The sequence below is a fragment of the Symbiopectobacterium purcellii genome (assembly GCF_019797845.1).
GTDB classification, from domain to species: Bacteria; Pseudomonadota; Gammaproteobacteria; order Enterobacterales; family Enterobacteriaceae; genus Symbiopectobacterium; species Symbiopectobacterium purcellii.
This window is the reverse complement of sequence record NZ_CP081864.1, coordinates 3,350,722-3,366,881: the sequence shown is the minus strand read 5'-3', so window position 1 is coordinate 3,366,881 and position 16,160 is coordinate 3,350,722. Positions and strand designations below refer to the sequence as shown.

Genomic DNA, 16,160 nt, shown 5'->3' with positions numbered 1-16,160 from the left:
GCCTCAGCCACATCGGATGCTCCGATTAACGGGATATCTCCGTCATACTTCACGCCGCAGGTGCGTTGGCGACACTCATTATTCGGCCCATCCCAGGACCTCACCTCTTACGAGGCCGCCGCTCGCGGCGTTCAAATCTGCCGAGAGCAGATTTGACACTGGTTTGCCGCCTTCCTGCCACTCGAAGTATTTAGGCTATAGACGTAAGTGACCAATGGTTAACGGCCCACTGTAATAGGAGCGGTAACGCCATATCCTGCCAATGCGCCGGCACCGGCTGATTCAGCAAGCGCAGCGCGCTTAACAGTACCGGACGCGGATCGCCATCCGGTAGTGCAGGCGCGTGGTTCTGCTTGGAAAGCTTATTTCCCTGCGCGTTGAGCGCCAGCGGTAAATGGATGTAATCCGGCACCGGATAGCCTAGCTGTTGATAGAGTGCGATCTGCCGGACGGTGGGGGCGATCAGATCTGCGCCGCGCACAATTTCCGTTACCCCTTGATCGTGGTCATCCACCACAACGGCAAGATTATAGGCGAATAATCCATCTCGGCGGTGAATGATAAAATCTTCCTGCGCCAGCGCCGGGTCGGCATACAGCTCTCCGCGCAGCCTGTCGTGAAAGTGCAATACTGGGTTGTATTGCCGCAAACGCAGCGCAGCGTGGGTGGAGCCCAATTGGCGCGTACGGCAATGGCCATCATACTGTCCGCCCAGTGAATGAATGCGTTGGCGTGTGCAATCGCAGTAGTAGCACTGGTGGCGGGCTTTCAGTGCGGCCAGCACTTCCAGATAACGCGCATGCCGTTGGGACTGATAAAGCACTGAGCCATCCCATTGCAAACCGTAGTGTTCCAACTGTGAAAGAATGCGGCTTGCCGCACCAGCAACTTCGCGCGGCGGATCGATGTCTTCAATGCGCACCAGCCAACGGCCGCCATGGGCGCGTGCCTGTAGATATCTGCCTAATGCAGCGATCAGAGAACCAAAATGAAGATCGCCGGAAGGCGATGGGGCAAAACGGCCGGTATAACGATGGGTATCAGGCATACGGGTGAACAAGGCCTGCACGTCACTCCCGCATTCGGTGCCGGGAGATGACGCTATGGCAAAAACGTAAAGCGGAACAGCTTTTCCGCCCTACTGTGTGATTATCCCGCCATCTGTTTTTCGCGGATTTCCGCCAGTGTTTTGCAGTCAATGCATAAATCGGCGGTTGGACGCGCTTCAAGGCGACGGATACCAATTTCAACACCACAAGAATCACAGTAGCCGAAGTCCTCGTCTTCGATTTTCTGTAGTGTTTTGGAAATCTTTTTGATCAGCTTGCGTTCCCGATCACGGTTACGCAGTTCCAGACTGAACTCTTCTTCCTGTGCGGCGCGATCGACCGGATCCGGGAAGTTGGCTGCTTCATCGCGCATATGGGAAACGGTGCGATCCACTTCATCCCTGAGTTGATTGCGCCATGCTTCAAGAATACGCTTGAAATGAGCCAATTGGGCGTCGTTCATGTACTCTTCGCCCGGCTTTTCCTGGTACGGCTCCACTCCGGCAATTGCGAGAATGCTCAGAGAAGATGTCTTACGGTTTTGCTCTTCTTGCATGTTGCTTCTCCTACATAACACGACACGCACTATCGATCCCTAAGGGGGGAGAAAAACAGGCCGCTATAAATAGCAGATGGAACTGGGGTTGGCAATAATTCCTGTCACAGGCCTGATAAGGTGCCAGGAACCTCGTCGTCACATCCGATAATAAACAACAGGTAAAGGCACCTACCGTCTTTATCGCGTTACGGTTAACGGCAACGGGTACGTGAGCGTAATACCGTCAGGGCATAATGTGGTGCCATAGCAAAAAATTTCAACCCCCTTTTGCCGCGCTTCGCAAAATAATTCTGCATAGCGGGCATCGATGTGGTGTGCAGGCGCAACCTCAGCGATACCAGAGTGCAGAACTGCGAAAAACAGCACTGCACGTTCGCCGTTTTCGGCTACCTGCATCAATTCGCGCAGGTGCTTTTGTCCGCGCTGCGTCACGGCGTCGGGAAAAAATCCCTGGTGAGGCGACATATGCAACGGCGTTTGTTGCAATAATGTAACTGACTTCACCTCAATATAGCACTTAATCTGCCCCGGTGCCTGTAACAGCAGGTCAATACGGCTGTTCTCCGTGCCGTATTTCACTTCAGGCGTGATCTGGTGGTAGCCAGCCAACTCAGGAATGCGTTGTGCCAGCAGCGCTTCATGCACCAGATGATTGGCGCGCAGCGTATTGACACAAATCCAATGCCCTTGTGCGGTTTCTGTCAGTTCCCAACTGTGCGCGTATTTACGCTTGGGATTATCCGAGGTGGAGTACCACACTGTATCACCCGGCGTGGCGCACCCTGTCATTGCACCGGTGTTGGCACAGTGCAGCGTAAAGGTTTCTCCTTCGGGCGTCACCACATCGGCAAGGAAGCGTTTGTAACGCTTAATCAACCGTGCCGGTTTGAGCGGGGGGGTAAAGTTCATCGGGTTATCCTGCGTTAGGGGGGGTTAACGGCCATTCTGCGACCTGTTGATAGCGGGTTTTTCCCTGTACCCAACGAGATTCATACAGGGCAAAACGCTCGGCAGATAACGTCCAGTCAAAATGGGCAGGGGGAAGCGCCACGGGGCGCGTGGCGCCGCGCAACAGCGTGATATGCGGATGAAAGGGTTGTGGGCTTTGGTAGCAACCGCTGCGTGCTGCTTGCGATCGCAGCAGCGCAGCTAATTGCAGCAAACCGCGCGGTGCCTGACGACAGCCCAGCCATACCACACCGGGGCGCGGCCATTGGCCTGCGTCGTTAAGCTGTAACTGAAAGGCGGGCTGGCGGATCCTGTCGGCCAGCAGCCGAAGGGCACGCGCTTTTTGCTCGCTCACGTCGCCCAAAAAGGCCAGCGTCATATGCATATTGGCGGCAGCGACCGGTAGTCCCGCCTCCGGGGCAAAATGCTGGGCACGCCACTGAACCAGCGTTTGCGCCAGTGAATCGGGTAAGGACAAGGCAAAAAACAGGCGGCGTGTGCTCAACATGGCTCTCTCTCTACGCGGATAACCGAGGATGCTACAATGCCGGTTCGAAGGCGACAACCACCGCTTTCGCGCAAAGCGCTATTTTGTGCGAACATGGTGGTGTGCCAGGATCTCATTATAAATAGATAGTTTTGTCAGAGAGATAAGCGGCCATCACTGTGCTGTAGAGGAGAATACTGTGAGTTTACCGCCGGTCAGCGCCGTGCTGAATGAGGTGATTGACGCGTTAGGCCGTGCGCCTCAGGTTTTATTGCACGCACCCACTGGGGCGGGGAAATCCACCTGGCTACCGCTAAAATTGCTGGAACTGGGCGGGTTCTCTGGCCGGATCATCTTGCTTGAGCCGCGGCGGCTAGCGGCCAAAAACGTGGCGTGGCGCCTGGCGGAACAGCTGGGTGAAACGCCGGGCGGCACCATCGGGTACCGCATGCGCGCAGAAACGCGCGTCGGCCCTCAGACGCGCATCGAAGTCGTCACCGAAGGGGTGCTGACACGCATGCTGCAACGGGATGCCGAGCTGACGGGTGTGTCGCTGGTGATTTTGGATGAATTTCATGAGCGCAGCTTGCAGGCAGATTTGGCATTGGCGCTGCTGCTTGATGTTCAGCAGGGGCTGCGCGAGGATCTGGCATTGCTCATTATGTCCGCCACGCTGGATAACGCGCGTCTGGCGGCGTTATTACCGACGGCGGAGACGGTCGTGTCACAGGGGCGGGCATTTCCGGTGGATCGCCACTATCAGCCGTTGGGCAACCAGGAACGGTTGGAAGAGGGCATCGCCCGGCAGATTCGCCGTTTACTGACGGAACAGCCCGGATCGGTGTTGGTGTTTTTACCTGACGTTGCTGAGATCAAACGGGTTGAAGCTATGCTGCAAGAGACGCTTACCAACGATGTGGACCTCTGCCCACTGTACGGTGCGCTGACGCTGGCCGACCAGCAGAAAGCGATTCTCCCTGCTGCGCTGGGGCGGCGTAAAGTGGTGTTGTCCACCAATATTGCAGAAACCAGCCTGACAATTGAAGGTATTCGGCTGGTGGTCGATAGTGGACTGGAGCGCGTTGCCCGTTTTGATGTGAAAAGCGGGCTGACGCGCTTGGTGACGCAGCGCATCAGTCAGGCATCAATGACGCAACGGGCGGGGCGCGCCGGACGACTGGAAGCGGGTCTCTGTTTGCATCTGTGTGCTAAAGATCAGGCGGAGCGTGCCGCCGCACAAAGCAGCCCGGAAATGTTAAACAGCGATTTGAGCAGCGTCTGGCTTGAACTGCTGCAATGGGGTTGCACCTCCGTTGATTCACTCATCTGGCTGGATACCCCGCCGATGCCTGCTCTTGATGCTGCGCGTCGTTTGCTGACGCAATTGCAGGTAACCGACAATGCTGGGAAACTGACCACCCGCGGACGCCATATCGCCCGACTGGGCATCGAGCCTCGTTTGGCGGCGATGCTGCACAGCACCGTACAGCAGGATGCGCCGACGCAGGCTACCGCCTGTCTGCTGGCGGCGCTGTTGGAAGAACCGCCGCGTATGGGGCCGCTGGATATTGAGCGTTTGCTTGCACGACCGTCGCCCTCTTGGCGGCAGCGTGCCACGCAGTTGATGACGCGTCTGGTGGGAAAATCGGCGAGCTGGCGCGAGCCACAGTACGTTGCCGCATTGCCTGCGCTGTTGGCGTTTGCTTATCCCGATCGCATTGCCCAACGGCGCAGTGCCGATGGGCGTTATCAGTTGGCGAGCGGGTTGGGCGCACGCTTGCCATTGGATGAGCCGCTGGCGGCGCAGGAGTGGCTGATTGCACCGATACTGATGTTGTCGGAAGGAACCCAGAGCGCTGATGCGCGTATTACGCTGGCATTGCCCATTGATATTGATGCGCTTATCGCGCAGCGCCCTGACCTGGTATCAGAACAGAACATCGTGCACTGGGATGAAGAAAAAGGTACCCTGCGCGCCAGTCGACGTGAGTGCATTGGCAGCCTGACGCTGCGTCACCAACCGCTGAATAAACCCTCTGATGAGGCGATGCAGCAGGCGCTGCTCAACTGGGTACAAGAGCAGGGGCTGGCCGCACTCAACTGGCAAAACGACGCGGAACAGCTGCGAATACGCGTGGCGTGCGCGCAGCGTTGGCTCGCCGAGGGCGGCTGGCCCGCCATGGACGATGACGCTTTGCTGGCAACGCTGGATACCTGGTTGCTGCCCTCGCTGCACGGTGTGCGAGATGTGCGTACACTGCGGCAGATTGACCTTTACGAGGCGTTGCTGCGCCTGCTGGATTGGCCGTTGCGACAGCGGCTGGAAAGCGCGCTGCCGCGCCATTATACCGCACCGGGCGGCAGCCATCTGTCGTTGCGCTATCATCACGATCAGCCGCCAGCGCTGGCGGTACGTATGCAGGAGATGTTTGGTGAGCGGCAGAACCCCACGGTGGCAGAAGGGCGCGTTGCCGTGGTGTTGGAACTGCTCTCTCCGGCGCACCGACCTTTGCAGATCACGCGCGATCTGGCCGCGTTCTGGCAAGGCGCGTACCGCGAGGTGCAAAAAGAGATGAAAGGGCGCTATCCCAAACACGTATGGCCGGACGATCCTGCCAATACTGCGCCGACGCGGCGCACGAAGAAATACCAGACGCCCTGATACGTTATTGCAACGTATTTTTTTCTGAAACCGGGCGGAACAACAGAGTAAGCGACGACAGTCAGCGCCTACGTCTATCGTGGAGCTGTTATTGTCATTAACCTGACGGAGAAGTAACCGCAATGTCACAGGACGATCGTGAACCTATCGGACGCAAAGGAAGAGCGTCAGGACGAAAACCGCCGCGCCCTCAGGCGACCCGGCGTCGTAGTCGAAGGGATGACTATGAAGAAGAGGATGACGTCTATCAGGATGACATTGATGAAGAAGACGACGAGTACGATGAGTACGACGATGAGGACGAGATGAGCAAAAAACCGCGTAAAAAAAGACGCTGGCTTGGGTTGTTCATTAAGCTGTCGCTGGTCTTCGCCGTGGTGCTTGCGCTGTATGGCGTCTATCTTGACAGCCAGATCCGCAGCCGAATCGAAGGCAAAGTGTGGCAACTGCCTGCGGCCGTTTATGGCCGAATGGTGAACCTCGAGCCGGGCATGTCCTACAGCCAGAAAGAGATGATAAGCCTGCTGGAAGGGATGCAATACCGTCAGGTATCGCGTATCACCCGGCCGGGTGAATTCAGCGTGCGTGGCAATACCATTGATATACTTCGCCGCCCGTTCGATTTTCCCGATGGCAAGGAAGGGCAGATCAACGCCCGACTGATCTTTACCAACGATCGTCTGGCGCAGATCCAAAACCTTGAGAAACAACGTAATTTTGGTTTCTTCCGCCTCGATCCGCGTCTGATCACCATGATGCAATCCCCCAACGGGGAGCAGCGGCTGTTTGTGCAGCGTTCCGGTTTCCCTGATTTACTGGTTGACACGCTGGTTGCGACCGAAGACCGCCATTTTTATCAGCATGACGGCATCAGTTTCCTGTCTATTGGCCGTGCTTTTCTGGCGAACATCACGGCAGGCCGTGCGGTGCAAGGCGGGAGTACCCTGACGCAGCAGTTGGTGAAAAACCTGTTTCTCACCAATGAACGATCCTTGTGGCGTAAAGCGAACGAAGCCTATATGGCGCTGATCATGGATTACCGCTACAGCAAGGATCGTATTCTTGAGCTGTACCTGAACGAAGTGTATCTCGGTCAGAGTGGCAACGATCAGATTCGTGGTTTCCCGCTTGCCAGCCTCTATTACTTCGGTCGTCCGGTTAATGAACTGAGTCTGGATCAGCAGGCGCTGTTGGTCGGCATGGTAAAAGGCGCTTCGCTGTATAACCCGTGGCGTAACCCGCAACTGACACTCGAACGCCGTAATCTGGTGCTGCGTTTGCTGCAAAATCAGCAGATTATTGACGAAGATCTCTACAACATGCTGAGCGCTCGCCCGTTAGGGGTGCAGCCGAAAGGGGGCGTGATCACGCCGCAACCTGCCTTTATGCAGTTGGTGCGCCAGGAGTTGCAGCAACGCCTGGGGGATAAGGTAAAAGATCTTTCCGGCGTGAAGATTTTCACCACGCTGGACCCGGTGTCGCAGGATGCGGCTGAAAAAGCGGTGGAAGAGGGTGTTCCGGCGCTGCGCGCGGCGCGCAACGTTAGCGATCTGGAATCGGCCATGGTGGTTGTCGATCGCTTTAGCGGTGAAATTCGCGCTATGGTAGGCGGTGCTCAAACCCAATACGCCGGTTTTAACCGTGCGATGCAGGCGCGTCGTCCTGTGGGGTCACTGGCAAAACCGCCGACTTACCTGACCGCGTTGAGCCAGCCCGATACTTTCCGTCTCAATACCTGGTTGGCGGATGAGCCGCTCTCGCTCAAGCAGCCGAACGGGCAGGTGTGGCAACCGAACAACTACGATCGCCAGTTCCGTGGACGCGTGATGTTGGTGGATGCATTAGCCAACTCGCTGAACGTGCCGACGGTCAATCTGGGGATGACGGTTGGGCTGGAGCAGATTAGCAATACGCTGCAACGTTTGGGCATCCCGAAAGAGGTGATTCAACCGGTGCCCGCCATTCTGTTGGGGGCCATCAGCCTGACACCGATGGAAGTGGCGCAGGAGTACCAAACCATCGCCAGCGGCGGCAATCGCGCGCCGTTGTCGGCGCTGCGTTCAGTGATAGCAGAAGACGGCAGCGTGCTGTATCAAAGCTTCCCGCAGGCCGAACGCGCGGTGCCGGCTCAGGCGGCGTACCTGACGCTGTATGGTATGCAGCAGGTGGTTGAGCGTGGCACTTCACGCTCATTGGCGGTCAAGTTCCCCAATTACCACCTGGCGGCGAAAACCGGGACCACCAACGACCTGCGTGATAGCTGGTTTGCCGGTGTTGATGGTAAAGAAGTGGCGATCACCTGGGTGGGGCGCGATAACAATGGTCCGGCGAAACTGACCGGTGCCAACGGTGCGCTAACGCTGTATCGCCGCTATTTGGAAAACCAGACGCCGCTGGCGCTGATGCTGACGCCGCCGGAAGGTATTGCGACCATGACCGTCGATGGTGGCGGCCAGTTTATCTGTAATGGCAGCGCAGGCCGGGCATTGCCGGTGTGGACGGAAAACCCGCAGGCGCTGTGCCAGAGCGCGCAACAGCAGCAACAAACGCCTGCTCAGCAAAATGACAGCGGTGTCGCTGACTGGATCAAAGAGATGTTTGGTCAGTAGCCACGCCGTTTACGCTGATGAACAACGCCCCGACGCGACCTGCGCCGGGGCGTTGTGCTTTTTGGGATTAAAACGCTTGCGAGAGGGATCCCGTCCGCCTATCATTCCCGCTCTTGATAATAATCATTATCGTTCTCTTTTGCGTCGGTAGCACCACGTTAAAAAGCGCTACTACCTGACAAACGGCGAACAGCAACAACGGGTTACGACGGTTATGCAAAATCCAGACACCTCTTCTTATGAATCGGTGCGGGTTGATAATGAGCCGGATACCACCTTTCGTCTCAACGATGTCAGCTTCGCTGTGCCTGGTCGCACCCTGCTGCATTCGCTTTCTCTGACATTTCCCATAGGTAAAGTGTGTGGGTTGATTGGTCACAACGGTTCAGGTAAATCAACGTTGTTGAAGATGTTGGGGCGCCATCAAACGCCAAGTAGCGGTGTGATATCGGTCAAGGACACGCCGTTGCCCGGCTGGGACAGCAAATCCTTTGCCCGACAGGTTGCCTATCTGCCGCAACAACTCCCCGCTGCGGAAGGCATGACGGTACGTGAGCTGGTGGCGCTTGGGCGTTACCCGTGGCACGGCGCGCTGGGGCGCTTTGGCAGTACCGATCGCGAAAAGGTGGAAAACGCTATCGCTGTCGTGGGGCTGAAGCCGTTCGCGCACCGTTTGGTGGACAGCCTGTCCGGCGGTGAGCGTCAACGCGCCTGGCTGGCAATGACGGTAGCGCAGGACAGCCGCTGCCTGCTGCTGGATGAGCCAACATCGGCGTTAGACATTGCACATCAGGTTGAGGTACTGGCCCTGATCCAACGCATGAGCCGTGAGCAGGGGCTGACGGTGATCGCCGTGCTGCACGATATCAATATGGCGGCACGCTACTGTGATTATCTGGTGGCGCTGCGCGGGGGAGAAATGATTGCGCAGGGGACACCGGATGCCATCATGACGCCGCAGGTACTTGAAGCGGTATACGGCATTCCAATGGGGATCCTGCCGCATCCTGGCGGCGGTGCGCCAGTCAGCTTTGTGTGCTAAACATGGCTTCATTATCTCATCGTATCAATGACGATCGCCGTCGCGTGCTGATGGCGCTGTTACTTTCCCCCCTGTGTTTCTCCGCCTGGGCGAAAACCGAGACACCGCCAGACCTGCGTCGCATCATGGCGCTCGAGTGGTTGCCTGCTGAGCTGCTGCTGGCGCTGGGGGTTATGCCGCTGGGTGTGGCTGAAATCCCGAATTACCGGCTGTGGGTCGCTGAGCCGCAACTGCCCGAGTCGGTGATTGATGTTGGCTTTCGTACCGAACCCAATATGGAACTGCTGGCGCAGTTACGGCCTTCGTTGATGGTCTACTCCGCGGGCTATGGCCCGTCGGTAGAGAAAATGTCGCGCATTGCCCCGACCATGGGGTTCACCTTTAATAACGAAGCCGGACGACCGCTGACCATGGCAAAGGCGTCACTGCGCCAGTTGGCACAGCGGTTAGCCATCCCCGACGCCGCGGAACAGCATCTGCACACCTTCTCAACCTTTATGCAGCAGGCCAGGGCGCAGTTGCAGCCCTACACCCGTCGTCCACTGTTGCTGTTCTCTTTTATCGACAGTACGCACGTCTTGATTATCGCGAAGAACAGCCTGTTTCAGGAAGTGATGGATGAACTCGGCATTGAAAACGCCTGGCGTGAAGAAACCAGCTTCTGGGGCAGCGTGGTGGTGGGCATTGAGCGTCTGGCGGACATTCAGGATGCCAACGCCATCTGTTTTGGCCACGGTGACGAGGCCATGATGGCGCAGGTAGTACGCAGCCCGTTATGGCAGGCGCTGCCGTTTGTGCGCCAGCAACGCTGGCAGCGCGTACCGGCGGTGTGGCTGTATGGCAGCACGTTGTCGGCCATGCGCTTTTGTCAGGTATTGCAGGATGCGCTGGAGGCTCGCCATGGCGTCAACGCCTAAGCGCTCTGGCGCAGTGCTGATCGTGGTCGGCATGCTGGCGGTGTTGCTGTTGATAATGGCCGCCAATCTGCGCCACGCATTGCCGGTGGCGACGTGGTGGCAAGCCGTCGCCAACCCCGAAACGGGTGATTTAAGCCAACTGCTGTTCCATTACAGCCTGTTACCGCGTCTGGCGCTCTCACTGTTGGTCGGCGCGGGGCTGGGGCTGGCGGGGCTGTTGTTTCAGCAGGTGATGCGCAATCCGCTTGCGGAACCGGCAACGCTTGGCATTGCTACCGGCGCGCAACTCGGGGTGACGGTGGCAACCTTATGGATGCTGCCGGGCGGCGAGGTCGCACAGCAGTGGATGGCGATGGTGGGCGCGCTTGGTATTGGCGCACTGGTGTTTGGCCTCTCATGGGGCAAGCAGATGTCGCCGATTACGTTGCTGCTCGCTGGACTGGTGCTGAGTTTTTACTGTGCCGCCGTCAATCAACTGCTGGTGCTGTTTAACCATGAGCAGCTACAAAACCTGTTTTTGTGGAGCAGCGGCATGCTAAACCAGCAGGATTGGAGCCGCGTGGCGTTTCTGTTTCCGCGATTGCTGGTGTGTTTTGCACTGGCGTTGCTGCTGTTGCGTCCACTGACCCTACTGGGATTGGACGATGGCGTGGCGCGTAATCTGGGGTTGGGTCTGGTGCTGGCGCGCTTAACCACACTCGGTGTTGCGATTTTCCTCAGCGCCCAACTGGTCAACGTGGCGGGGATTATCGGCTTTGTTGGCCTGTTTGCCCCGTTGCTGGCCCGCATGCTGGGCGCTCGTCGCTTGTGGCAACGGCTCTGGCTGGCGCCATTGCTGGGGGCATTGCTGTTGGGATTAACCGATCAAACCGTGCTGTGGCTGACCCGCGTCTGGCGTGAAGTGCCGACAGGAGCAGTGACGGCGCTGATTGGTGCCCCATTGCTGCTGTGGCTGCTGCCACGCTTGCGCACCACGCACCAGCCTGCGTTGGTGCCAGCCGGAGGCATTAACGCCGTGGCCCCCCGCTGGGGCCGCTGGCTGTTGGCCGGGATAGTATTGTTACTGGTCGCTTTGGCGATAGCGCTGATGCTGGGTAAAGGTGCACAAGGCTGGCAATGGAGCCGCGGTGAGGATTTGGCGCAGGTGTTGCCCTGGCGTTGGCCGCGCGCGGTGGCAGCACTGACGGCGGGCATGATGTTGGCGATGGCAGGCACGCTGATCCAGAAACTGACGGCTAATCCGATGGGCAGCCCGGAAGTGCTGGGCATCAGTGCGGGTGCCGCTACCGGGGTTATTCTGTTGCTGTTCCTGATGCCGGGAGACACCAGCGCGTGGCAGTTGCCGGCGGGTAGCGCGGGTGCGGCGTTGACACTGCTGGTGATGATCACCATCGCCAGTCGCGGTGGGTTTTCTACGCAGCGCATGCTATTGGCCGGGATTGCTCTCAGTACCGCATTTTCCACCGTGCTTACGCTGCTGTTGGCAAGCGGCGATCCGCGCATGAGCGGCGTTATCACCTGGATTTCTGGCTCGACCTACGGCGTTGAATCTGAACAAGCGATCAACACTGCGGGTGTGGCACTGGTGTTAGTGCTAATGGTGCCCTTGTGCCAGCGTTGGCTGCGCATTTTGCCCTTGGGCAGCGTGACGGCTCAGGCGTTAGGCGTTGCTGTCACCCCCGTGCGCTTGCTGATTTTGCTGTTGGCATCGGTGTTGACCGCGATGGCAACCCTGACGGTGGGGCCACTCAGCTTTGTCGGGCTGATGGCGCCGCATCTGGCGCGCATGATGGGATTCTCCCGCGTGATCCCTCAGCTTTGCTGTTCCGCACTGATTGGCGGCATATTGATGCTGTTGGCCGATTGGGCGGGCCGCATTATCCTGTTTCCTAATCAGGTGCCTGCTGGCCTGTTGGCGACCTTTATCGGCGCACCTTACTTTATTTATCTGCTGCGTAAGCAAGCCCATTAACGACCTGTTGGCAGGGAAAACCGTGCCGACAGGTAAACCCTATTTACATATTAAATGCAAATCATTATCACTATGATTCCCATTATCTAATATTATGTATATTCAATAAATAGATTTGCGCCTCAGGGATACGACCATTTCCGGGTGTTACCGGATGATAGCCGGGTAAAACGGTGTCGTGTCAGCATGATGCACGCTTAAGGGATCGTTATGAAAGGAAAGCTGTTTGGCTGCGCGCAGCCGGTTCAGGCAAGGGAATCGGTAAGCGATTTTTCTGTTTTGGCGCTGTGCATGGGGGCGGCGCTGTGGCCCGCTTTAGCGGGGGCGGCACAGACCAGCACTGCGGTGGGTGACAACACCCATCAGAGCGCTGCACAATCTGCCTCATCACCGGGTAAAAAGAGTGGCGACACACTGGTGGTCACCGCCACCGGAGGCGCAGCGGGGCAGGATGTGCCCGGCGACTACAGCACCAAACTCACCACGGCGGGGACGCGCTTGCTGTTAAGCCCGCGTGATATTCCGCAATCTATTACCATCGTAAATAAACAGCGCATGCAGGATCAGAACCTGCAAACGGTGGGCGACGTGTTGGATAACGTGGTGGGTGTTACCGGCAACTATACCGACAGTGAACGTATCGGCTACTATGCGCGCGGTTTCTACATCAACAATTTCGTCATTGATGATATTCCCACTTCGGTATCCGAAGCCTGGAATTTTGGTGACGCGCTGGGAGATACCGCGATCTACGATCGCATTGAAGTGGTGCGCGGTGCCAACGGCCTGCTGACCGGCACCGGTAATCCCTCCGCAACGGTAAATATGGTGCGCAAACACGCCACCAGCAAAGCAGTCACCGGTAACGTTTCTGCCAGCTATGGCTCGTGGAATAACCAGCGCTATGTGACCGATCTTTCCGCACCCTTGACCGAATCCGGCAGCGTGCGCGGGCGGATTATCGCTGGCTATCAGGATCAGGATAGCTGGCTCGAACGCTACCATAAGCGCAAAAAATTTATTTCCGGCATTGTCGATGCGGATCTGGCCAATAATTCCACGCTGTCATTCGGCTACGATTATCAGGAAAGCAAAACCCCCGGTTCAACCTGGGGCGGCTTGCCGACCTGGTTCAGTAATGGCAACCGTACCCGCTTCGATCGCAGCGTCAATCCCGCCCCGAACTGGGCCTATTACAATATCGAGACCAACAAGGTCTTCGCCCAGTTCAGCCATATGTTTGATAACGGCTGGGACTGGCATATCAACACCACGCATGCGGAAACCAAGTTTGATGACAAGCTGATGTACGCTTCGCCTTATGCTTTCAATGGTGGCAGTTTCCCAGATCAAGACACCGGATTAGGCTTGGCGGGCGGTGCCGGCTGGTTTACCGACACGCGCAAACTGGACGCACTGGAAACCTACGTGCGCGGTCCGTTTGAACTGCTGGGGCGCCAGCATGAGTTGGTTACCGGGGTGGGGTTCAGTCGCCAACGCAACTACTACTACGCCTCGAACGATGCCGTGACGGTTGCGGATATGGGCAATTACTACAACTGGAACGGCAGTGCGCCGGAACCGAACTGGCAGGCGCAGACCAAAAGTTCGGATGATACCGTGCACCAGAGATCGGTCTACAGTGCGGCCCGTTTCTCGCTGGCCGATCCACTGGCGCTGGTGGCCGGTGCGCGCTATACCGAATGGAGCACGGGCGGTATGGCCTCCAGCTTCAGCAAAGACAAGGTGTCGCCGTATGCCGGGTTGATTTACGACATCAACGATACCCTCTCTGCCTATGTCAGCTACACCTCCATCTTCCAGCCGCAAGATAACCGAAGTGTTAACGGCAACTACCTGGCACCGATTGAAGGCAAAAACTATGAAACCGGTCTGAAATCTGACTGGTTTGATGGCCGCCTGACGGCATCCATGGCGTTGTTCCGCATTGAGCAGGATAATCTGGCGCAGACCGATGGCAGCAACAAGGTCAATGGGTCGAGCGATCAGGCTTACTACGGTGCGCAAGGTGTAACCAGTAAAGGTGTGGAACTGGAACTGAACGGTGCCCTGACGGATAACTGGCAGATGACGTTCGGTGCCGCACGCTATGTTGCCAAAGACGCGGCGGATAATCGGGTGAACAGCCAGCTACCAGCTACCGCAAACCTCGTTGAAGTGGTTTACCCGCTACCAGTTGCCGATGCTGCCGGAGCTGACGCTGGGCGGCGGGGTAAACTGGCAGAACGGCACCTTTGTGGATACCTCGGGGCCGAAGGGGGCTGAGCGTGTGCATCAGGGAAGCTATCCGTTGGTTAACCTGTTTGGTCGCTACCAGATCAACAAACAGCTGGCGGTGCAGGCTAACGTCAACAATCTGCTGGATAAGAACTATTACAGCGCGCTTAGTGACAGCTATGCCTATGGCGCGCCGCGCAGCGTGTCCATGAGTGTGAATTACAACTTCTGATGCGCAAACACCCCGATCGCACGATCGGGGTGTTTCTCTTGGCGGCGATTACAACTGGGCAAAACAGCGTCGTGCTGCCGCGATGGTGTTCTCAATATCCTGCTGGCTGTGCGCCAGTGACATAAAGCCCGCTTCAAACGCTGATGGCGCCAGATAAACGCCTTCGGCCAGCATCAGGTGGAAGAAACGCTTAAAGCGCTCCACGTCGCACTGCGTTACATCCTGATAGCAGGTGACGCTCGGTGCATCGGTGAAAAACAGACCGAACATGCCGCCCACATGATTCACTACCAAAGGAATATGCTGCGCTTTGGCCGCGGCTTCCAGCCCCTGTGCCAACTGCGTGGTCAATGCGGTGAGGGTATCGTGCACTCCGGGTTTAGCCACTTCGTTCATGCAGGCAAAACCCGCTGCCATGGCAATCGGGTTACCGGAAAGCGTTCCCGCCTGATACACCGGGCCGGTTGGGGCCAGCGCTTGCATCACATCGCGCCGTCCGCCAAAAGCGCCCACGGGCATGCCGCCACCAATGATTTTCCCCAGACAGGTCAGGTCGGGCACCACGCCGTAGTGTGCCTGTGCGCCGCCTAATGCCACGCGAAAGCCCGTCATCACCTCATCAATGATCAGCAGTGTGCCAAATTCATCGCACAGTGCACGCAATCCGGGCAGAAACTCAGGCAATGGCGGAATACAGTTCATATTACCTGCCACCGGCTCAACGATAATCGCTGCAATGTCATCCGGGTATTGCTCGAAAGCCTGACGGACGGAATCCACATCGTTATAGATGCAGGTCAATGTGTGGCGGGCGAAATCAGCGGGTACGCCGGGGGAATTTGGTTGGCCTAATGTCAATGCGCCAGACCCTGCTTTGACCAGCAGGCAGTCCGCGTGGCCGTGGTAGCAGCCCTCAAACTTGATGATTTTGTCACGGCCTGTGAAGCCGCGCGCCAGACGAATAGCGCTCATGGTGGCTTCGGTACCGGAATTCACCATGCGCACCATATCCATCGACGGCACCAGTGAGGTCACTAACCGCGCCATATGCACTTCCATTTCGGTTGGCGCACCAAAGCTCAATCCGCGCTCTGCGGCGGCGATCACCGCCTGACGAATGGCGGGATGGTTATGCCCCAGCACCATGGGGCCCCAGGAACCGACATAATCGATATAGGCGTTACCGTCTGCATCGTAGAGGTGTGAGCCGTCCGCCCGCTCGATAAACAACGGCACGCCGCCGACGCCGTTGAACGCGCGCACCGGCGAGTTGACGCCGCCGGGAATAAGCTGCTGTGCCGCAGCGTAGAGACTTTCTGATTTATTCATGGAAAGGGTCCTGAAAAGAGAGCGGAGTTTTGCCTATTGTAAACAACGCTGCCGCGTTATCAAATTCGCGTCGTTGATGTTAGAGGGCGAGAGAGGCGCTATGGGATGGATGGGCG

The 16,160-nt window shown here is 57.5% G+C and carries 12 protein-coding genes; 7 read left to right on the top strand and 5 right to left on the bottom strand.

Annotated elements, in window-relative coordinates; all coding sequences use genetic code 11:
• Positions 1–190: 190 nt before the first annotated feature.
• The 4 genes from gluQRS to thpR form a co-directional block, all read right to left on the bottom strand.
• Positions 191–1,048 carry a tRNA glutamyl-Q(34) synthetase GluQRS gene (gluQRS, locus tag K6K13_RS15735; RefSeq protein WP_222161129.1) on the bottom strand — a complete coding sequence of 286 codons (858 nt, stop codon included), beginning with the start codon at positions 1,046–1,048 and terminating at the stop codon, positions 191–193.
• 101 nt (positions 1,049–1,149) lie between these two features.
• Positions 1,150–1,605 carry an RNA polymerase-binding protein DksA gene (gene dksA, locus K6K13_RS15730; protein WP_196905643.1) on the bottom strand — a complete coding sequence of 152 codons (456 nt, stop codon included), beginning with the start codon at positions 1,603–1,605 and terminating at the stop codon, positions 1,150–1,152.
• A 180-nt stretch (positions 1,606–1,785) separates the two neighbouring features.
• Positions 1,786–2,517, bottom strand: a complete 732-nt coding sequence (sfsA, locus tag K6K13_RS15725) for a DNA/RNA nuclease SfsA (RefSeq protein WP_222157834.1) — start codon at positions 2,515–2,517, stop codon at positions 1,786–1,788.
• Between the two features lie 4 nt (positions 2,518–2,521).
• Positions 2,522–3,064: an RNA 2',3'-cyclic phosphodiesterase gene (gene thpR / locus K6K13_RS15720; RefSeq protein ID WP_222157833.1), complete on the bottom strand. Its 543-nt coding sequence runs from the start codon at positions 3,062–3,064 to the stop codon at positions 2,522–2,524.
• 178 nt (positions 3,065–3,242) lie between these two features.
• Here thpR and hrpB point away from each other — a divergent pair, with 178 nt between their 5' ends.
• From hrpB to K6K13_RS23615, 7 genes are all read left to right on the top strand, one after another.
• Complete coding sequence (gene hrpB / locus K6K13_RS15715; protein ID WP_222157832.1) at positions 3,243–5,705, top strand: ATP-dependent helicase HrpB; 2,463 nt, start codon at positions 3,243–3,245, stop codon at positions 5,703–5,705.
• A 122-nt stretch (positions 5,706–5,827) separates the two neighbouring features.
• Positions 5,828–8,314, top strand: a complete 2,487-nt coding sequence (gene mrcB / locus K6K13_RS15710; RefSeq protein ID WP_222157831.1) for a bifunctional glycosyl transferase/transpeptidase — start codon at positions 5,828–5,830, stop codon at positions 8,312–8,314.
• Positions 8,315–8,528: 214 nt separating this feature from the next.
• A complete protein-coding gene (gene fhuC / locus K6K13_RS15705; protein WP_222157830.1) occupies positions 8,529–9,356 on the top strand; it encodes a Fe3+-hydroxamate ABC transporter ATP-binding protein FhuC in 828 nt (275 codons plus the stop codon).
• A gap of 2 nt (positions 9,357–9,358) precedes the next feature.
• The gene (gene fhuD / locus K6K13_RS15700) at positions 9,359–10,273 is read left to right on the top strand and encodes a Fe(3+)-hydroxamate ABC transporter substrate-binding protein FhuD (RefSeq protein WP_222157829.1); all 915 of its coding nucleotides are present in this window, start codon (positions 9,359–9,361) and stop codon (positions 10,271–10,273) included.
• Positions 10,257–12,245 (top strand): Fe(3+)-hydroxamate ABC transporter permease FhuB, encoded by a 1,989-nt coding sequence (gene fhuB / locus K6K13_RS15695; protein ID WP_222157828.1) that lies wholly within the window; start codon positions 10,257–10,259, stop codon positions 12,243–12,245. The genes fhuD and fhuB overlap by 17 nt, the downstream gene beginning before the upstream one ends.
• Before the next feature lie 210 nt (positions 12,246–12,455).
• Positions 12,456–14,531 (top strand): ferric-rhodotorulic acid/ferric-coprogen receptor FhuE, encoded by a 2,076-nt coding sequence (gene fhuE, locus K6K13_RS15690; protein WP_350338137.1) that lies wholly within the window; start codon positions 12,456–12,458, stop codon positions 14,529–14,531.
• Positions 14,419–14,715, top strand: a complete 297-nt coding sequence (locus tag K6K13_RS23615) for a TonB-dependent receptor domain-containing protein (protein WP_350338136.1) — start codon at positions 14,419–14,421, stop codon at positions 14,713–14,715. The genes fhuE and K6K13_RS23615 overlap by 113 nt, the downstream gene beginning before the upstream one ends.
• A gap of 48 nt (positions 14,716–14,763) precedes the next feature.
• On the opposite strand, the gene hemL is transcribed toward K6K13_RS23615, so the two are convergent.
• On the bottom strand, positions 14,764–16,044 hold the full coding sequence (gene hemL, locus K6K13_RS15685; protein ID WP_222157827.1) for a glutamate-1-semialdehyde 2,1-aminomutase: 1,281 nt from the start codon (positions 16,042–16,044) through the stop codon (positions 14,764–14,766).
• Positions 16,045–16,160: the final 116 nt, after the last annotated feature.

What these genes read in the sequence shown, in the direction of transcription:
- gluQRS (WP_222161129.1), bottom strand. Translation starts at nt 1,048, where the DNA reads ATGCCTGATACCCATCGTTATACCGGCCGTTTTGCCCCATCGCCTTCC.
- dksA (WP_196905643.1), bottom strand. Translation starts at nt 1,605, where the DNA reads ATGCAAGAAGAGCAAAACCGTAAGACATCTTCTCTGAGCATTCTCGCA.
- sfsA (WP_222157834.1), bottom strand. Translation starts at nt 2,517, where the DNA reads ATGAACTTTACCCCCCCGCTCAAACCGGCACGGTTGATTAAGCGTTAC.
- thpR (WP_222157833.1), bottom strand. Translation starts at nt 3,064, where the DNA reads ATGTTGAGCACACGCCGCCTGTTTTTTGCCTTGTCCTTACCCGATTCA.
- mrcB (WP_222157831.1), top strand. Translation starts at nt 5,828, where the DNA reads ATGTCACAGGACGATCGTGAACCTATCGGACGCAAAGGAAGAGCGTCA.
- fhuC (WP_222157830.1), top strand. Translation starts at nt 8,529, where the DNA reads ATGCAAAATCCAGACACCTCTTCTTATGAATCGGTGCGGGTTGATAAT.
- fhuD (WP_222157829.1), top strand. Translation starts at nt 9,359, where the DNA reads ATGGCTTCATTATCTCATCGTATCAATGACGATCGCCGTCGCGTGCTG.
- fhuB (WP_222157828.1), top strand. Translation starts at nt 10,257, where the DNA reads ATGGCGTCAACGCCTAAGCGCTCTGGCGCAGTGCTGATCGTGGTCGGC.
- fhuE (WP_350338137.1), top strand. Translation starts at nt 12,456, where the DNA reads ATGAAAGGAAAGCTGTTTGGCTGCGCGCAGCCGGTTCAGGCAAGGGAA.
- hemL (WP_222157827.1), bottom strand. Translation starts at nt 16,044, where the DNA reads ATGAATAAATCAGAAAGTCTCTACGCTGCGGCACAGCAGCTTATTCCC.